General features: G+C 73.0%; 16 protein-coding genes and 1 riboswitch. Of the genes, 6 read left to right on the top strand and 10 right to left on the bottom strand.

Annotated features, from left to right (window positions below; translation table 11 throughout):
• Positions 1–19: 19 nt before the first annotated feature.
• Positions 20–1405 carry an 8-oxoguanine deaminase gene (locus OG556_RS27695; RefSeq protein WP_371520710.1) on the top strand — a complete coding sequence of 462 codons (1386 nt, stop codon included), beginning with the start codon at positions 20–22 and terminating at the stop codon, positions 1403–1405.
• 353 nt (positions 1406–1758) lie between these two features.
• Here the strand turns inward: OG556_RS27695 and OG556_RS27690 are convergent, their stop codons facing one another.
• Both OG556_RS27690 and aceB read right to left on the bottom strand, forming a co-directional pair.
• Positions 1759–2145: a gamma-glutamylcyclotransferase gene (locus OG556_RS27690; RefSeq protein ID WP_363579264.1), complete on the bottom strand. Its 387-nt coding sequence runs from the start codon at positions 2143–2145 to the stop codon at positions 1759–1761.
• Positions 2146–2298: 153 nt separating this feature from the next.
• Complete coding sequence (gene aceB, locus OG556_RS27685; RefSeq protein ID WP_371520707.1) at positions 2299–3951, bottom strand: malate synthase A; 1653 nt, start codon at positions 3949–3951, stop codon at positions 2299–2301.
• A 188-nt stretch (positions 3952–4139) separates the two neighbouring features.
• Here aceB and OG556_RS27680 point away from each other — a divergent pair, with 188 nt between their 5' ends.
• Positions 4140–4937, top strand: a complete 798-nt coding sequence (locus OG556_RS27680; RefSeq protein WP_371520704.1) for an IclR family transcriptional regulator — start codon at positions 4140–4142, stop codon at positions 4935–4937.
• Between the two features lie 205 nt (positions 4938–5142).
• Positions 5143–5784: a hypothetical protein gene (locus OG556_RS27675; protein WP_371520701.1), complete on the top strand. Its 642-nt coding sequence runs from the start codon at positions 5143–5145 to the stop codon at positions 5782–5784.
• 19 nt (positions 5785–5803) lie between these two features.
• Here OG556_RS27675 and OG556_RS27670 read toward each other — a convergent pair whose 3' ends face one another.
• The gene (locus tag OG556_RS27670; protein ID WP_371520698.1) at positions 5804–7183 is read right to left on the bottom strand and encodes a hypothetical protein; all 1380 of its coding nucleotides are present in this window, start codon (positions 7181–7183) and stop codon (positions 5804–5806) included.
• A 2-nt stretch (positions 7184–7185) separates the two neighbouring features.
• Positions 7186–7352: riboswitch (cyclic di-AMP (ydaO/yuaA leader) on the bottom strand.
• 242 nt (positions 7353–7594) lie between these two features.
• Entirely contained in the window at positions 7595–8932 is a 1338-nt protein-coding gene (locus OG556_RS27665; RefSeq protein WP_371520695.1) for an esterase/lipase family protein, read from the bottom strand.
• Between the two features lie 209 nt (positions 8933–9141).
• On the opposite strand from OG556_RS27665, the gene OG556_RS27660 reads away from it, so the two are divergent.
• Complete coding sequence (locus tag OG556_RS27660; RefSeq protein ID WP_063349998.1) at positions 9142–9471, top strand: MoaF N-terminal domain-containing protein; 330 nt, start codon at positions 9142–9144, stop codon at positions 9469–9471.
• Between the two features lie 119 nt (positions 9472–9590).
• Here OG556_RS27660 and OG556_RS27655 read toward each other — a convergent pair whose 3' ends face one another.
• Together OG556_RS27655 and OG556_RS27650 are read right to left on the bottom strand one after the other, a co-directional pair.
• Complete coding sequence (locus OG556_RS27655) at positions 9591–10733, bottom strand: alpha/beta hydrolase (RefSeq protein WP_371520693.1); 1143 nt, start codon at positions 10731–10733, stop codon at positions 9591–9593.
• A gap of 225 nt (positions 10734–10958) precedes the next feature.
• Positions 10959–11579 (bottom strand): TetR family transcriptional regulator, encoded by a 621-nt coding sequence (locus OG556_RS27650; RefSeq protein WP_371520690.1) that lies wholly within the window; start codon positions 11577–11579, stop codon positions 10959–10961.
• Between the two features lie 138 nt (positions 11580–11717).
• On the opposite strand from OG556_RS27650, the gene OG556_RS27645 reads away from it, so the two are divergent.
• Positions 11718–12482: an SDR family NAD(P)-dependent oxidoreductase gene (locus tag OG556_RS27645; RefSeq protein WP_371520687.1), complete on the top strand. Its 765-nt coding sequence runs from the start codon at positions 11718–11720 to the stop codon at positions 12480–12482.
• A 52-nt stretch (positions 12483–12534) separates the two neighbouring features.
• Here OG556_RS27645 and OG556_RS27640 read toward each other — a convergent pair whose 3' ends face one another.
• Entirely contained in the window at positions 12535–13239 is a 705-nt protein-coding gene (locus tag OG556_RS27640; protein WP_371520684.1) for a TetR/AcrR family transcriptional regulator C-terminal ligand-binding domain-containing protein, read from the bottom strand.
• Positions 13240–13346: 107 nt separating this feature from the next.
• Between OG556_RS27640 and OG556_RS27635 the strand changes: the two genes are divergently transcribed.
• A complete protein-coding gene (locus OG556_RS27635; protein ID WP_371520681.1) occupies positions 13347–14372 on the top strand; it encodes a DNA-binding protein in 1026 nt (341 codons plus the stop codon).
• A gap of 29 nt (positions 14373–14401) precedes the next feature.
• Here the strand turns inward: OG556_RS27635 and OG556_RS27630 are convergent, their stop codons facing one another.
• The 3 genes from OG556_RS27630 to OG556_RS27620 form a co-directional block, all read right to left on the bottom strand.
• Complete coding sequence (locus OG556_RS27630) at positions 14402–14911, bottom strand: GNAT family N-acetyltransferase (protein ID WP_371520678.1); 510 nt, start codon at positions 14909–14911, stop codon at positions 14402–14404.
• 95 nt (positions 14912–15006) lie between these two features.
• The gene (locus OG556_RS27625; protein ID WP_371520675.1) at positions 15007–15999 is read right to left on the bottom strand and encodes a phosphotriesterase; all 993 of its coding nucleotides are present in this window, start codon (positions 15997–15999) and stop codon (positions 15007–15009) included.
• Positions 15996–16544 carry a carboxymuconolactone decarboxylase family protein gene (locus OG556_RS27620; RefSeq protein WP_371520672.1) on the bottom strand — a complete coding sequence of 183 codons (549 nt, stop codon included), beginning with the start codon at positions 16542–16544 and terminating at the stop codon, positions 15996–15998. Before OG556_RS27620 ends, OG556_RS27625 begins: the two co-directional genes overlap by 4 nt.
• Positions 16545–16546: the final 2 nt, after the last annotated feature.

The following is a 16546-nucleotide window of genomic DNA, read 5'->3' as shown; positions in this document are numbered from 1 at the left end:
CCCCCATAGGAGTGACACCATGGCAGTCCAGCCCCCGCCCGCCGACCAGCGGATCGTCATCGAGAACGTCGCGATCGCCACCGTCGACGCCGCCGACACCGAGTACGCCCGCGGCCACGTGGTCATCCTCGGCAACACGATCGAGTCGGTCGGCGACGGACCCGCCCCGCAGTGGCTGGACAACGTGGTGCGCCGGATCAACGGCGAGGGCCACCTGATCACCCCCGGCCTGGTCAACACCCACCACCACTTCTACCAGTGGATCACCCGCGGCCTCGCCCAGGACGACATCCTCTTCGACTGGCTCGTCGCCCTCTACCCGACCTGGGCCCGGATCGACGAGAAGCTCGTCCACGCCGCCAGCCAGGGCTCCGCCGCCGCCCTCCTCAAGTCCGGCTGCACCACGGCCTCCGACCACCACTACGTCTTCCCCAAGGACGGCGGCGACGTCCTCGGCGCCTCCATCGAGGCCGTCCAGGAGCTCGGCCTGCGGTTCACCGCGCTGCGCGGCTCCATGGACCGCAGCAAGAAGGACGGCGGCCTCCCGCCGGACCACGCGGTCGAGGAGCTCGACGACATCCTCACCGCCTCCGAGGCCGCCGTGGACACCTACCACGACTCCTCCTTCGGCTCGATGCTGCACGTCGCCATCGCGCCCTGCTCGCCGTTCTCGGTCTCCACCGACCTGCTCCGCCAGTCCGCCGAACTCGCCCGCCGCAAGGGCGTCCGGCTGCACACCCACGGCTCGGAGACCGCCGAGGAGGAGCAGTTCTGCAAGGAACTGTTCGGCATGGGCCCGACCGACTACTTCGAGTCCGTCGGCTGGCTCGGCGAGGACGTCTGGATGGCGCACTGCGTCCACATGAACGACTCCGACATCGCCAAGTTCGCCGAGACCGGCACGGGCGTGGCCCACTGCCCCTCCTCCAACGCCCGGCTGGCCGCCGGGATCGCCCGCGTCCCCGACATGCTCAGGGCCGGCGTCCCGGTCGGCCTCGGCGTCGACGGCACCGCCTCCAACGAGTCCGGCGAACTCGGCACCGAACTGCGCAACGCCCTGCTGATCAACCGTCTGCACGGCTCCCCGACCGCCCTCACCGGCCGCCAGGCGCTGCGGCTGGGCACCATGGGCGGCGCCCGGGTGCTCGGCCGCCAGGACGAGATCGGCTCGATCGAGGCCGGCAAGCTCGCCGACCTGGCGCTGTGGAAGATCGACGGCGTCCTGCACTCCTCCATCGCCGACCCGGTCGCCGCCCTCACCTTCGGCGCCCTGCCGCCGCTGGCCGTGCTGTTCGTCAACGGCAACGCCGTCGTCGAGAAGGGCCAGCTGACCACCGTCAACGAGGACCGGATCGCCCGCGCCTGCGCCCGCGCCGCCAAGGAGCTCGCCGCCCGGCCGCTCTGACGCCCCGCCACTCCTCCTCCACCCCTGAACTCCGGGCCGCCCAGGGACGGTGCGTGACCCGGACTCCGCAACCCGGCCCTCCCGGCCGGCGCGCGGACCGCAGCCCCGGACCCACGGCGAGGGTCCGGGGCTGCGGCGTGCCCGGGGGCGGGTGACGAGCGACGAGTGACGAGTGACGAGTGACGAGTGACGAGTGACGAGTGACGAGTGACAGAAAACAGCGAACAGATAACAGCTGACGAAAGTTGTCATCTGTTATCTGTTCGCTGAAATCTGTTCTCTGAAATCCGTTCGCCGTGACTCGCTTGCCGCGATCCGTCCGCTGTGGTGCGTCCGCCGCTACGCGTCCGGTCTCAGGCGGTGCGCCCGAGCGAGCCGAGGTAGGCGCGCCAGCCGCCGTGGTGGGTGATCTCGCGGTGCACCCCCCGCTCCACCTCGCCGCGGGCGAGCAGCATCGACAGGCAGGCGGAGCCGTCGTCGAGCTTGATGACGCCGAGCTCCAACTCCCGCGGCTCGCCGGGGAGGATGACGTCGCGCAGGTGCTCCAGGGTGATCTCGTAGAGCTCGCCCTCGATGGCGGTGTCGACCGCCGGATCGGCGAGCAGGCCCGGGCAGACGTCGTCGATCGAGAAGAAGCGGTAGCCGGGGGCCGTCCGGGCCGGGCCGACCAGCGAGTCGGCGACCTTGGCGTGGAACGGTCCGCCGACCATGGCCTGGCCGTTGAAGAAGATGCGGGGCACGGTTGAACTCCTTACCGGGTACCGGGAAAAGGCCGTTCCGCACGGCGACGGGAGGACAGGTGGAATCGTCGCCGTACGGAACGGAGCAATGGGCCGGCGGGACTGCTACAGCCTGGCAGGCGGCAGCCGCGGCGCCGGCGGATAGATTGGGGCTCAGCCCAGCAGGGGAAGCGCGGGAAGGGTCAGGAAGTCCGCGAACTCCTCGGCCAGGGCGACCTGTTCGAAGAGCTGGGCGGCCTCGCGCCAGCGGCCTCCGGCGTACGCGTCCGCACCCAGCTCGGCCAGGAGTTCGGCCAACTCCGCGGCGACCAGGGCGCGGACGAGGTCCGCGGTGGCCTTCTCACCGGTGTCGGACAGGACGACGCCGTTGTGGATCCACTGCCAGATCTGCGAACGGGAGATCTCCGCGGTGGCGGCGTCCTCCATCATGTTGAAGATGCCGACCGCACCGAGGCCGCGCAGCCAGGCCTCGATGTAGCGGATGCCGACCTGGACGGCGTTGTGCAGCCCCGCGTGGGTGCAGCTGCCGCCGGCGCCGGCGATGTCGAGCAGCTGGGCCGCGGTGACCGGCTCGGAGGGCCCGGGGTGGTCCTTCTGGTGGGGGCGCTCGCCGAGCACCGCGTCGAAGGAGGCGCGGGCGACCGGCACCAGGTCCGGGTGGGCGACCCAGGAGCCGTCGAAGCCGTTGCCGGCCTCGCGGTCCTTGTCCGCCTTGACCTTCTCCAGGGCGGCGGCGTTGACCTCCGGGTCCCTGCGGCTGGGGATGAACGCGGCCATGCCGCCGATCGCGTGGGCGCCGCGCCGGTGGCAGGTCTGCACCAGCAGGCGGGTGTAGGCGGCCATGAACGGCGAGGCCATGGTGACGCTGTTGCGGTCCGGCAGGACGTACTGCTCGCCGGCGTCGCGGAAGTTCTTGACGATCGAGAACAGGTAGTCCCAGCGCCCGGCGTTGAGGCCGGCCGCGTGGTCGCGCAGCTCGTAGAGGATCTCGTCCATCTCGAACGCGGCGGTGATAGTCTCGATCAGCACGGTGGCGCGGACGGTGCCGTGCGGGATGCCGAGCGCGGCCTGGGCGTGGGTGAACACGTCGTTCCAGAGCCTGGCTTCGAGGTGGCTCTCGGTCTTCGGCAGGTAGAAGTACGGGCCGGAGTTGGGGTCCTCGGCGCCCTTGGCGAGCAGCCGGGCGGCGTTGTGGAAGAAGTACAGGCCGAAGTCGAGGAAGGCTCCGGCGACCGGGGTGCCGTCGACGAGCAGGTGGTTCTCGTCCAGGTGCCAGCCGCGCGGGCGGACCACGACGGTGGCGAGTTCGGCGGCGGGCTTGAGGGCGTACGCCTTCCCGGCGGAGGTGGTGAAGTCGATCCGGCCCTCGAAAGCGTCGATCAGGTTGATCTGGCCGCTGACCACGTTCTCCCAGGTCGGGGAGGTGGCGTCCTCGAAGTCGGCGAGCCAGATCCGGGCGCCGGAGTTGAGGGCGTTGATGACCATCTTGCGGTCGGTGGGACCGGTGATCTCGACCCGGCGGTCCTGGAGCGCGCGGGGCGCCTCGGCGACCTTCCAGTCGCCGGCCCGGACGTCGGCGGTGTCGGGGAGGAAGTCCAGCGTGCCGGCCCTGGCGATCTCCGCCCGGCGGACCTTCCGCGCGGCCAGGAGCTCCTGTCGGCGCCCTTCGAAAGCGCGATGGAGGCCGACGACGAAGGCGACCGCCTCCGGAGTGAGCACCTCCTCCGCCCGGTGAACGCGCGGACCGGCGACAGTGACGACCGGAGCAGCGGGGGAGGCGCCGACGGGTCCCTGTTCTGTAGCCATGGGCAGGACACTCCTAAGCGGTTGAGCCTGGCGAAGGGAGCTCCGGTGGGAACTTCCTTGATCGGAACCCACCTGTCGGTGGATTCGATTCTGTAAGGTGGAGACTAGTTTCCGCGATACAGAATTTCAACGGTTTGTTGATGTGATCGCCGGGACTCTACTCCTCCCCGACAGCGAAGGGAACGCCGGTGGTTTCGACCCCCGACACAGCATCGACGGCCAGCACGGACCGCGCGACCGGCGGCGTGCAGTCCGTCGAGCGCGCCTTCCAACTCCTGGAGGCGCTGGCCGACTCCGGCGGCGTGGCCACCCTCAGCGAGCTCTCCGCCAGCTCCGGCCTGCCGATGCCGACCATCCACCGCCTGGTTCGTACCCTCGTCCAGCAGGGCTATGTACGCCAGGACACGGCGCGTCGCTACACCCTCGGCCCCCGGCTGATCCGCCTCGGCGAGACGTCCGGCCGGCTGCTCGGCAGCTGGGCCCGCCCCTACCTGGCCGAACTCATGGAGGCCACCGGCGAGACCGCCAACCTGGCGGTGCTGGAGGGCGGCGAGGTGGTGTACGTCGGGCAGGTCCAGTCCCGGCGCTCGATGCGGATGTTCACCGAGGTCGGCCGACGGGTGCAGCCGCACTGCACGGGCGTCGGCAAGGCGCTGCTGGCCCAGCTCCCCGAGGACGAGGCGCGCGCCATCCTGGGCCCCAACCCGCTGCCCGCGCACACCGAGTACACCGTCACCGACCCGCAGGAGCTGCTGCACCAGCTCGCCGAGGCGCGCGAGCGCGGCTACGTGGTCGACGACCAGGAGCAGGAGATCGGCGTCCGCTGCATCGCGCTCGCCGTACCGGGCGCGCCGACGCCCACCGCCCTGTCGGTGTCCGGCCCGGAGGCCCGCATCCGGGCCCTGGAGGAGCAGGCCGGCACGTCCTCGCTGGTACCGGTGATGCACCACATCGCGGCTCGGCTGGGGCAGGTCCTCGCCCCCTGACCCGCCGTCACCGCCCGCTTCGCGCACGGGAAGTCGATCCGGTCGACTTCCCGTGCGCGCGCTCCCCCGTTCGGGCGGACACCGAGCGGGTTGCACCTACCCCCGGCGCAGGCTCCGCCACCCTGGTGCGGACGCGGCCCGCAACGGCGCGGGCGGCCGGGGCCCCGGGACAGGGTGGACGACGATGACGTGCAGGCGTTCGACAATGCGGGGCGGGTCCGGGCGCGGCCGGTTCGGGCGCGGCGAGTCCGGGCGCGACGGGTCCGGGCGCGGCGAGTCCGGGCGCGGCGAGTCCGGGCAGGCCAGCAGGCTCTGCGGATTCCGCGCGGCCTCGCTCGTCGCCGCGATGGCGGCCGGCTGTTCGGTGGCGACGCTGACCGCCGACCCGTCCTGGGCGCGGCGGCCCGAGCCCCGGCCGGCGGTGGACACGGCAGCCCCCACGGCGTCCCGCTCCGATCTGGAGGTGGTCCGGCTCGACCCGGATGCCGCCCCGCCCGGCGGCACCACCACCGTCCACGCCTTCATCGCCAACCGCGGCCCGGACACCACCGCGGCACCGTTCACCGTGCTGGTGACGCTGCCGCCCGGGGTCTCCCCGGAGGGCCCGTACTTCCCCGAGGACTGCGAGGTGCGGCTCAACGGCCGGCAGGTCCGCTGTGTCTTCCCGGCCGGACTGCCCCCGCTGCGCAGCGCGACCGCGCTGGTGCCGGTGAGGTTGTCCCCCGACCTGCCGATCGGCAGGCTCACCGGCGGCTCGGTCGCGGTGCGCGGCGTGGACGACCCGGACGAGGGGAACAACCGGCAGCCGTTCGACATCACGGTGGTCGAGACGGCTCCCGGCTCCTGACCCGGAAGCCCCGAGGGCCCTACCGGTACACGCGGACGTAGTCGGCGGCGAAGGTGATCGGGGCGGTGCCCTGCGGCGCCGGGTGGTACTTCCCCGCGCCGACCGACAGGTTGAGGATCAGGTACGCCGACCAGTTGGCGCCGACGCCCTTGCCGTCCGAGAACACCTTGGCGCCGTTGACATACCAGTCGACCGAGGTGGCGCCGTAGTAGGTGCCGATGGTCACCCACTGGTCCTTCGCGACGGCGCCGGCGTCGGTGTAGTACTTGGGGTTGCCGGGGTTGACGTGGTTGGTCAGCTCCAGCAGGTTCGGGTTGTCGGGGTGGTACTCGAAGGAGTCGACCTCCCCGTTGCCGTTCTTCCAGGTCCAGAAGGCCGGCCAGGCGCCGGAGCCGGACGGCAGCTTGACCCGGGTCTCGGCGTAGTCGCCGGTCCTGACCTGGAAGCCCTCGCTGGAGCCCTCGGTGGTCAGGAAGCCGGTGTTCCAGGCCTGCTTGCCGTTCTCCAGCGTGGTGGTGCCGGGCGCGGCGGTGAAGGTGGCGACCCCGTTCGCGACGCTGACGTTGTTCTTGTTCAGCAGGTCGAGCTTGTTGTCGTCCGGGTTGTGGTTGCCGTACTTGTAGGCGGTGCTCTTGTCGCCGACCCAGCGCGAGCCCCAGCTGATCGAGCTGTTGAACTCGTCGGACCAGGTCAGCGACTTGCCGGCGACCGGGGAGGCGGGGGTGCCGGCCGACGGGCCGGCGGTGGCGCTCGGGCTGCTCGGGCTGCTCGGGCTCGGGCTGCTCGTCGGGGTCGGCTTCGCGGTGGGGGTCGCCGTCGCGGTGGGGGTCGCCGTCGGGGTGGGGGTCGCCGTCGGGGTCGGGGTCGCCGTCGGGGTCGGGGTCGGGGCGGGAGTCGGCTTCGTGGTGGGCGTCGGGGTCGGGGTCGGCGCCGGGGCGCTGGAGACCACCAGCTGCTGCGAGGCCAGGTTGTGCCAGGCCCCGCCGAGGTCCTGCCAGAAGCCGAACTGGGTGTACGTCCCGGCCGGCAGGGCGCGTGCGCCGCTGGTGAAGGACAGGCCGCTCGGGCAGATCTGCACGTTGGAGGCGTTGCCCGGGAAGTCGAGGTTCGCACCGGCCGCGTTCCGGACGCCCACGCCGACGGTCTTCGCGGTGAAGCAGGCCGAGGAGTGGAGGGTCAGCGAGGCGGTGGCGGCCTGGTTGGCGACCATGGTCGCCGGGGCGAGCCGGTCCTGGGTGACGGTCGGGGTGGTGGCGGCCTGGGCGCCGGAGACGGCCGGCAGGCCGAGCAGTCCGGCGCCGGTGACGGCGAGCGCTCCGGTGACGGCGAGGGCGGCGTTGCGGCCCCGGTGGGAGGGGCGGGCGTGGCGCGGCGCGCGGCGCCGGGCAGGCTGGTGCATGGCGGTGTCCTCTGCGACGCCTGCGAGGTGAGCTGTCGGATTCGGGCTGAGGCAGCCCGGCCGCCGGTGGGAGCGGCTTCACCCCTAGCCACGGCCCGCACGCGGGAGCGTACGGGCCGGGCGCTGACCTTGGTTCCCCCGCTCCCGTCCGCTGTGGTGCTCGGTTGCCGACCGACGGGTGGACAGGACTCGGCGTCCCGACGGCGGGGGTCCGCGAGGGCGGACGACGGTTGCAGGCTAGGCAGGCCGTGCGTGAACGGACAACCTGCCAGGGCCGGTTGTCGCACAGGTCACAGTGGTGTCGATCAACGACGCTGCGTGGTGGATCAGTTGGGACGGATCAGCGGAGCCGTTGAGCTGCCGAACGACGAATCGACGGGCCGCGGGTCCACGGGTCCACGGGTCCACGGGTCAAGCGAGCCAGTTGTCGACCTGGCTCTCGGCCTCCGGCGCCCAGGCGAGTTCCAGGTGGTTGAGGCCGGTGAGCAGCCGGGTGCCGCCGATCGTCGCGATGCCGGTGGTGTCCAGGGCGCTCGCGGTGAACACGATGCCGTCACTGGGCCCCCGGTTCTCGTTGAGCACGCCCGGGATGTCGGCGGACCCGCCCGCGAGCAGGTAGGTGCGCACCGACGCGGGGACGCCCGCCTGTTGCAGCGGCGCGATCAGCGAACCGGCGTCGATCGCCGCCTGGATGCCCTGGCCCGAGGTGTAGAAGCCCTGGCCGCCGTAGTAGGTGGTCCACCAGTCCTGGGCGCTGCCGTCCACCCCGTACCGGCCGTCCCAGCGGGCGAGCAGCTGGCGCTGGCCCGGGTAGCAGTCGTAGCCGCCGGTGGGCAGCACGCCGAGGCAGGGCTGCGCCGTGTACGTGCCGTAGCAGGTCATGTAGAGGTGCGGGGACGGCGCGTTGGCGGTGCCGCCGCAGGCCGGCCAGCTCGCGAGGTCGAACGACCAGCCGTGCGCGTACACGTAGTCGAGCCCGCCGTTCGGGCCCCCGAGGGTGATCAGGCGGCGCACGTCGCCCGCGTAGGCCCGCCCCCAGGACGGGCGCACCGAGGACACGTATGCCCGGGCGGCGACCTCGCCCTTGCTCCACGCCACCACGTCCACCTGGGGGACGCCGAGACGGGCCCGGATCAGCGCGACGGCGTCACCGACGGCCTGCGCCTGGAGCAGGTTGTCGCCCTGCTTGTGGGCGAAGCCGATGGCGAACACCCGGTGGCCGGTGCCGGCGAGGTACTGGGCGAGGCCGGTGGACGGGCAGGCGGAGGCGCCACAGGTGCCGCTCTCCCCCGGGTTCGCCCAGGCGCGGTCGGCGTTGTCGTTGGCGCCGTGGACCAGCAACACGGGGGTCGGACGGCTGCCGGTGTCCCAGCCGGTCGCCGAGTACAGCAGGAAGCGGCTGGAGGCGGGCTGGCCGGTGCCGCCGAAGTACGTCCGGCGGGCGCCGTCCTGGTCGCCGCGGCCGTCGGCCGGGTACTGCTCGGTGCGGAAGCCGGGGGTGGTGTCGAGGTAGCGCTCGACCTTGGCCCAGCCGTTGCCGGGGGCGGGGAAGGCGGCTTCGAGGGTGAGCGGGGCGGTGGCCGCCTGGGCAGCGGTCCGGGCAGTGGCGGTCCGGGCGGCGGTGGCCTGGGCGGGTGTGGGGGTGCCGAGGAGCAGCGCGGCGAGGGTGAGCAGGAGGACGGACAACGCGGTGGGGGTGCGTCCGACGGCGGTGGGGGTGTGCCGCATGGGAGTGGGGGTGCGTCTCATGGGGGTGGACGGTAGGACCGGCCGCTGGCGGGCGCCCAGGTGCCCGCCGCACACCCCGCGGGCCTGCGCGGTGGCGGCCGGTGCCGTGGCGCACCGCCCACGGGTGCGCCCACCCGGCTCACCGGGTCGGATAAATTGGAGGTCCGACATCTTCCGCAGTGCACAAGACCGCCGTGCACGGCCCCACAGGAACGAGGTACCGCCCCACCATGACCGCGCCCCTGCCCGCCTTCGCCGGCCGCACCTACCTCTTCCGGGCCGACAACGGCGCGGCCTTCCGCAACACCTACTCGGCCGACGGCCGGCGGCTGCGCTGGGAGGGCCTCGGCGAGTCGGCGGGCCAGTGGGAGGACGTGCGGCTGCACGTCGCCGAGGTGGCGCCGGAGATCTACTTCATCAGCTGGACCGAGGAGAGCGGGATCACCGTCAGCCACGTGATGGACCTCGGCCGGCTGACGGTACGCGCCTTCTGGACGTACGAGGGCGAGGGCGGCCGGGTCGGCGAGCTGCACACCGGGACGCTGGAGCGGGTGGCCTGAGCCTCACCGCTCCCGCGCGCCCTCACTGTCCGTCGGCTTACTCAGGCCGTCTGAGCAGACTGCCTGCTCGGACGGCCTGCCCAGGCGGTTTGCTCAGGCAGTTTGTTTAGACGGCCCACTCAGGCAGCCTGGTTCGGGACCTTGAGGTGCTGGGACAGCCACTCCAGCGAGGACGGCAGCAGCGCGCTCCAGGTCTCGAAGTTGTGGCCACCGTTCTCCAACATGCTGTAGGAGACCTTCATCGGGGACTGCACGGCGTCGACGAAGGCCTCGGTGTCGCGCCGGTAGTCGCCGTCGCCCTTCTTGGTGCCGGCCAGCAGCACGGACACCTTGGGCTGCGGCAGGTTCTTCAACCGCCACATCAGGTTGGCCTCGTCACGACGCTGCTTGCTGCCGCCGAACAGGTCACCCGTGGTCGGGTCGTCGGCCGCGTCGTAGTAGGCCGAGAGCGCGACGGCGGTCGGAAAGACGTCCGGGTGGCGCATGGCCAGCTTGAGGGCGCAGTAGCCGCCGGTCGAGTTGCCCATGAAGGCCCAGGCCTGCGGATCGGAGGAGACCCGGAAGCTCGCCTGGATCGCCGAGGGGACGTCCTTGGTGAAGTACGTGTCGGACTGCGCGCCGCCCGGGATGTCCTCGCACTCGGTGTCCTGCGGCAGGGCCGGCGAGGGGCGCATCAACACCATGACGGTCGGCTGCATCTTGCCGTCCTGGAGCAACTTGAGCGCCGCGCCCGGGTAGTTGAACCGGGTGATCAGGTTCTCGGCGATCCCGGGGAAGCCGGTGCTGACGATCACCGCCGGGAACTGCCGCTGCGCGTACTCCGGTTGGAAGTACTGCGGCGGCAGGAAGACGTACCCCTCGGTGGACAGCCGGCTGGCCGCGCCGTCGATCCGCACCTTGCGAATCTCGCCGGACTGGCTGGGCTCGCGGCCCATCGCGCCGCCGCCCTTGACGGAGGCGTGGCCGATCGTCTCCACGAGCAGCCGGCCGGACGCGTCCGCCTTGTTGTGGATCACCACCGGGCCGGTGTCACCGGTGCCCAGCAGGTCGTCCCAACTGCTGTAGAAGGCGAAGTAGTTGTTCGCCACCAGGCCGAGCGCGGCCAGCACCGCGAGCTGGGTGGCGAGCAGGGCGCCGATCCGACCGAGCACCGCCTGCCAGCTCTGCTTGGCGAGTCTTGGCCACAGCCAGACCGTGCAGGCCGTCATCACGACGGCGATCAATACGGCCAGCGCCAACACCTTGTGGCTCGTCAGACCCATGTCCTACTTGCTCCCACGCCTCGAACTCCCCGCCCCCTCCGTCCAGGACATCCGAGGTGGTCACCCCGGTTCCCCCACCGGGGCGCGCGATCACCCACCCTAACGGGGCCGGGGAGGAGGAACAGGTGACAGATGACAGCCGACAGATAACAGATAACAGATAACAGATAACGAAATCTGTCAGCTGTTATCTGTTATCTGCTGTCCGTTCGCGGCTGGACGGGCTCAGCCCTCCCGCCCGTAGAGCCGCAGCCCCGCCGTGAGTTCGCGCATGCAGCGCGCACCGAGCTCCTGCGGGGAGCCCGGGCCGGCCGTGGGCGCGTCCGAGGCGGCCCATTCCTCCAGCGCGACCCGGATCGCGGCCGTCGCCGCAGCGGCGGCCAGCCGGATCTCCAGCGGGTCGGTGCCGCCCGGGCAGCGCGCCGCGAGGACCGCCCGCAGCCGCTCCTCGGAGTCGGCGTGGACGCGCTGCCACGTGCCGTCGAGGCTCGGGTCACGCAGCAGGCTTCGCGTCCACTCCATCGCCTCGACCGCCTCGCCGTCGGGCGGGGTCAGCGAGGCGACCGCCGAGCACTCCAGCGCCTCGCGCAGCGGCAGATCGGCCGGGGCCTCGGCGAGCTGGTCGACCCAGCGGCGCCCGCCGGCCGCCAGCAGCGGCGCGACGGCGTCCTCCTTGACGGAGAAGTACCGGTAGAAGGTGCGCAGCGAGATGCCCGCCGCGAGGGCGATCTCCTCGGCGGTGGTCGCCTCGGCCCCGCGCTCGGCGAAGAGCTCGGCGGCGGTGCGGGCGATGTCCAGCCGGGTGGCGTCGCGGCGGCGCTGATTCAGGGTGGGGCGTCCGGTCACAGGGTCAGCGTACGCGGGCCGGTGCCACTGTGGCGCGTTGCGCCGAAGTGACACTTGGAGGACTTATTGGCACGTTATGCCATGAAGGCGTACCGTGCCTCTTGAGGCCGAAAGGCCGCGAACGAACGGAGTACCACCATGGAGCGCTTCAGCGGACGGAACGTCCTGATCACCGGCGGCGGCTCTGGCATCGGCCAGGCGACCGTGCACCGCATCCTCGCCGAGGGAGGGAAGGTCGTCGCCGTCGACGTCGACGAGGACGGCCTGAAGGCGACCCTGGACCGCGCGACCGCCGACGGCACCGCGGACCGTCTGGCCGTCCAGGTCCTGGACATCTCGGACGAGGCGGCCGTCGTCACCGGCGTCGCGGCGGCGATCAAGGATCTCGGCGGGCTGGACGCCCTGGTCAATGCAGCCGGCATCCTCCGCTCGTCGCACACCCACGAGACCAGCCTTGAGTTCTGGAACAAGCTCCTCGCGGTCAACCTGACCGGCACCTTCCTGATGACCCGCGAGGCGCTCCCCGCACTGCTCGCGGGCGGCAGGGGCGTGGTGGTCAACTTCAGCTCCACCTCGGCGAGCTTCGCCCACCCCTACATGGCCGCGTACGCCGCGACCAAGGGCGGCATCCAGTCCTTCACCCACGCCATCGCCTCCGAGTACGCGAAGCAGGGCCTGCGTGCGGTCTGCGTCGCGCCGGGCAGCATCGACAGCGGCATGACCCACAACCCGGGACTGCCCTCCGACGCCGACTTCAGCCTGCTCGCCAAGCTCGCCCCCGCCCTCGGCCAGGGCTTCGCGGGTCCGGAGACGGTGGCCGGGGTGATCGCGATGCTGGCCTCCGACGACGGCGCGTTCGTCACCGGCACCGAGCTCCGCATCGACGGCGGCACCCACATGTGAGCCGCCGGACGACCGCACGACGGCGGGGCCCCGACCACTCCCCTGGTTCGGGTCAGCCGAGGCCGCCGTTGCGGGCCGCGGCGAGAACGGCGGCGGCGGCGCGGTCGGCGGTGTCGCCGTCCACCCGCTCGGCCGTGATCAGGACCCGGAAGTACAGCGGCGCGGCGAGGTTCTTGATGACCTCCGCCGGATCGGTGCCGGGTGGCAGCTGCCCGCGTTCGACGGCTCGGCGGACCACCGGTTCGGCCCGCCGCAGCCGGTCGTCGAAGATCCGCGCCCGCACCTCGGCCATCGCCGGGACCCGGACCGCGTCCGACAGCAGGACGGCGAGCACGGCGCTGCCGGACGGGCCGGTCAGCCAGGCCGCGAGGCCGCGGGCGAGGGCGCGCAGGTCGTCGTCGACGGAGCCGGTGTCCGGGATGGGGATGTCGGTGGCGATCTGGCCGGCCAGGGCGTCGACGAGCAGGGTGTCGCGGTCCTTCCAGCGCCGGTAGACGGTGGTCTTGTGGACGCCCGCCCGCTGCGCGACCCCGTCGACGGTGAGCGCGGTGTAGCCGGTCTCGGCCAGTTCCGCGAGGGCGGCGGCGAGCACCGCCGTCCGGACCTTCTCGCCGCGCCCGAGCGTGGGCCGGGCGGCAGCAGGCCGGGCGGGCTCGGCTCGCTCGGCAGCCTCGGCGGGTTCCACGGGTTCCACGGGCTCGACGGGCTCGACGGGCTCGACGGCTTCGGCAGGTTCGGCAGGTTCGGCGAGGCGCATTGCAACTCCTGGTTGCGTTAGGGCGAGCGGCGTGTCACGCTCACCGTATCGCAACTGCGGGTTGCGATAGCTGGGACAGAAGTCCGGGACATCAGGAGGGGACCCGCATGCCCGCGCCCTACCGCCACACCGCGCCCGTCCGACCCGAGGCCGCCACCGGCCAGGTGGCCGCCGTGTACGCCCAGATGGAGCAGGACTTCCTGCTCGCCGACGGCCCGCTGATGAGCCTCTCGCCCGCCCCCGCGGTGCTCGCCGCCACCTGGGCGCTGCTGCGCGAGGCCGAACTGGCCGGGGCCGCGGCGCGCACCGACAAGGAGGCCGTGGCCGGCGCCGTCTCGCTCGCCAACCGCTGCCCGTTCTGCACCGAGGCGCACTCCCTGCTCGCCCACGGCGCCGGCGACCACCGCCTCGCCGAGGCCGCCAGGTCCGGCCGCGCCCCCGAGGACGCCGGGCAGGCGGCCCTGCTCGCCTGGGCGGCGGCCACCCGTACACCGGGGGATCAGGCCCTGGCCCGCCCGCCCTTCCCGGCCTCCCTCGCTCCCGAGTTCGTCGGGACGGTGCTGGTCACCCACTTCATCAACCGCATGGTCACCGCTCTCCTGGATGAGCAGGCGCTGCTGCCGGAAGCCCTGCGCCACTCCGTCGACGAGCGGCGGACCGCCGCGCTGGCGGTGGCGAAGGCGGCCCGTCTCACGGTGGTACCCGGCGCCGGCCTCACCGTCCTCGGCGGCTCCCCCGCCCCCTCCCCTGGTGGCGCCACGCCCGCCTGGGCCGGGGACGGCGTGATCGGCCCCGCCTACCTCGCCCTGCGCGCGGCCGCGTCGGAGGGCGGCGGCCTGCTGACGGACCTCGCCCGCGCCGCCGTCCTGGACGCGCTGGCCACCTGGGACGGCACCCACCCGCCGCTCGGCGGCGATCCCGTCGGCCCGTACCTGGCCGGGCTCGCCGCACCCGAGCGTCCGGCCGCCCGGCTCGCCCTGCTCACCGCCCTCGCGCCGTACCGGCTCGCGGAGGCCGACGTGGCCGCCTGGCGCGCCGTTCGGCCCGGGGCCGACGACGGGGAGCTGACGCGGCTGCTCGCCTTCGGTGCGTTCGCGGCCGTCGAGCGGGTGGCGGGGTGGATCGGCGGGTGACCGGCCCGTCCGGCCGTCAGCTGCAACCGTCAGCGCAGTGGCTTCGCCATCACGAGCTCCCGGGTGACCCCGTCCGCGAGCAGCCCGCCGGGCTCGGCGAGCGCGGTGAAGCCGTGTCGGCGGTAGAGCGCGATCGCCGGTTCGTTGCCGGGGAGCACCGCGAGGCGCAGCGTGGTGCCACCGGATGCGCGGGCCCAGCGCTCGACCTCCTCCAGCAGGAGGTCGGCGACGCCCCTGCCGCGTGCCTCCGGTCCGACCCACACCGAGCGCAACTCCCGTACGCCGTCGGCTCCGGGGAGACCGTCCGCCAGACCGACGGGAGTGGCGTCCGGACCGTCCGGACCATCCGGACCGTCCAGCAGCGCCGCGACGTGGTGGGCGCCCGGAAGGTGCAACCGGGCGCGCCACCGTTCCTCCCCGCCGTGGTGCCAGTCCTCCAGGCGGGCCTTGAAGGCGTGCGGCGAGTCGGAGAGGGCGGCGAGGCGCAGGTCGCGCCAGAGCGGCCAGTCGTCGGTCGTGAGGATGCGCAGGGTCACCATGGCCGTCACGGTAGGGCGTGGGCGGCGGGCCTTCACCGAAGACCCGGGGTCGGCCTGCGGCGGGTCGAGACCGGGGCGGGCCGAGCGGGGACGGTTCAGGGCGTGCGCCAGTCGGTGGCGAAGGCGGCGGCCGGGTTGGCGGTGAGGAGGAGGCCGGGCAGTTCGGGGCCGAAGGTGCGGGCGAGCCGTGGGACGAGGTCGTTGAGCAGTGTGGTCGGGCCGTCGGCCCGACGGGCGGTGCGGGTGGTGGTGTCGGCGCCGAGGAGGAGTCGGGAGGCGTGGCCGGCCTCGACGAGGTCCGCGATGACGTCGAAGGCCTGGTGGTCGGCCGGGTGGCCGGCCCGGGAGGGACTGTCCAGCGCGAAGTAGACGCCTTCCGCGGCGAGTTCGCGGTGCACCCGCACATCCGGCAGCCGGGTGAGGTGGCCGAGGACGATCCGGTGGGGCGGGACGCCGTGTCGAACGTGCAGCCGGTTCAGGACGAGGTGCGGGTCGGCTCGGGGTTCGAGGTGAACGGCGATCGGGGCACCGGTGGCGTGGTGCGCGTCGGCGGCCGCGGCCATTACCCGGCGGGTGTGCGCCGTGGTGGTCCCGGGGTCGCAGGCGATCTTGATCAGGCCCGCCCGGACGGCCTCGGGCGGCGCGGGTGCTTCGGGGGCTTCGACTGCTGCGGGGGCCTCGGCTGCTACGGGCGGTCCAGGCAGCTCGGTGGCCGGTTCGGCCGTCAGCCCGGTGGTGAGTTCCGCGATGAAGCGTTCGGCCAGCCCGTCGTACAGGGCGGGGAGGGTGTCCGGGTCGTAGTGGGCCTCCTGGTGCAGGCCGGTGGCGGCGACGACGTGGACTCCGGTCGCACGGGAGAGCTTCGCGAGGGAGTCCGCTCCGCGGCCCATGCCGTACGGGGTCCACTGGACGAACGACCGTCCGCCGGCCGCCGCGAAGGCGCGCAGGACGCCCTCGGCGGCGGCCGGGTCGTCCAGTTCCTCGCCGGGGAGCAGGGGGCTGCGGATGAAGAGATGGTCGTGGGAGTCGGTGGCACCGAGTTCCGCGGGGTCGAGGTCGCCGAGGACGGTACGGATCGTGGGGGTCATGCCCGGTCCGCCTCGGTCGGGGATGCGGGGACCAGGTCTGCCGGGACCAGGTCTGCCGGGGTCGGGGACGTCTCGGTCGGGGACGCCTCAGTCGGGGACGCCTCGGCGAAGGTGGCGGTGGCGACCCGCAGGCCGGCCAGGGCCTTGGGGACGCCGACGTAGGGGGCGAGGTGGACGATGACCTCGGTGATCTCCTCCCTGGTCAGGCCGATCCGCAGACTGTTGCGGACGTGGTCGGCGAGCTGCGGCTCCACGCCGCCGAGGGCGGTGAGCGCGGCCAGGTTGGCCACCTGCCGGTCGCGCAGGGCGAGACCGGGGCGCTGGTAGGTGCCGCCGAAGAGACTGGTGACGATCCAGTCGGGGAAGCCGGGTGCGAGACCGTCCAGGCCGCCGAGGGTCGCGGCGGCGACCGGGCCGGCGAGGTCGGCGAGCAGGGCGTAGCCGGCTTCGCGGTCGAGCGGCGCGGGGGTCAGGTCGGCCGGTGTCATCGGGGCGGGGGCCGGGGCGGCGGGGGCGGTCGTGGGACCGGTCGTGGGGCTGGTCATGG

It is taken from the genome of Kitasatospora sp. NBC_01300, assembly GCF_041435235.1.
GTDB lineage: Bacteria > Actinomycetota > Actinomycetes > Streptomycetales > Streptomycetaceae > Kitasatospora.
This window is presented reverse-complemented; position numbering and strand designations above follow the sequence as displayed.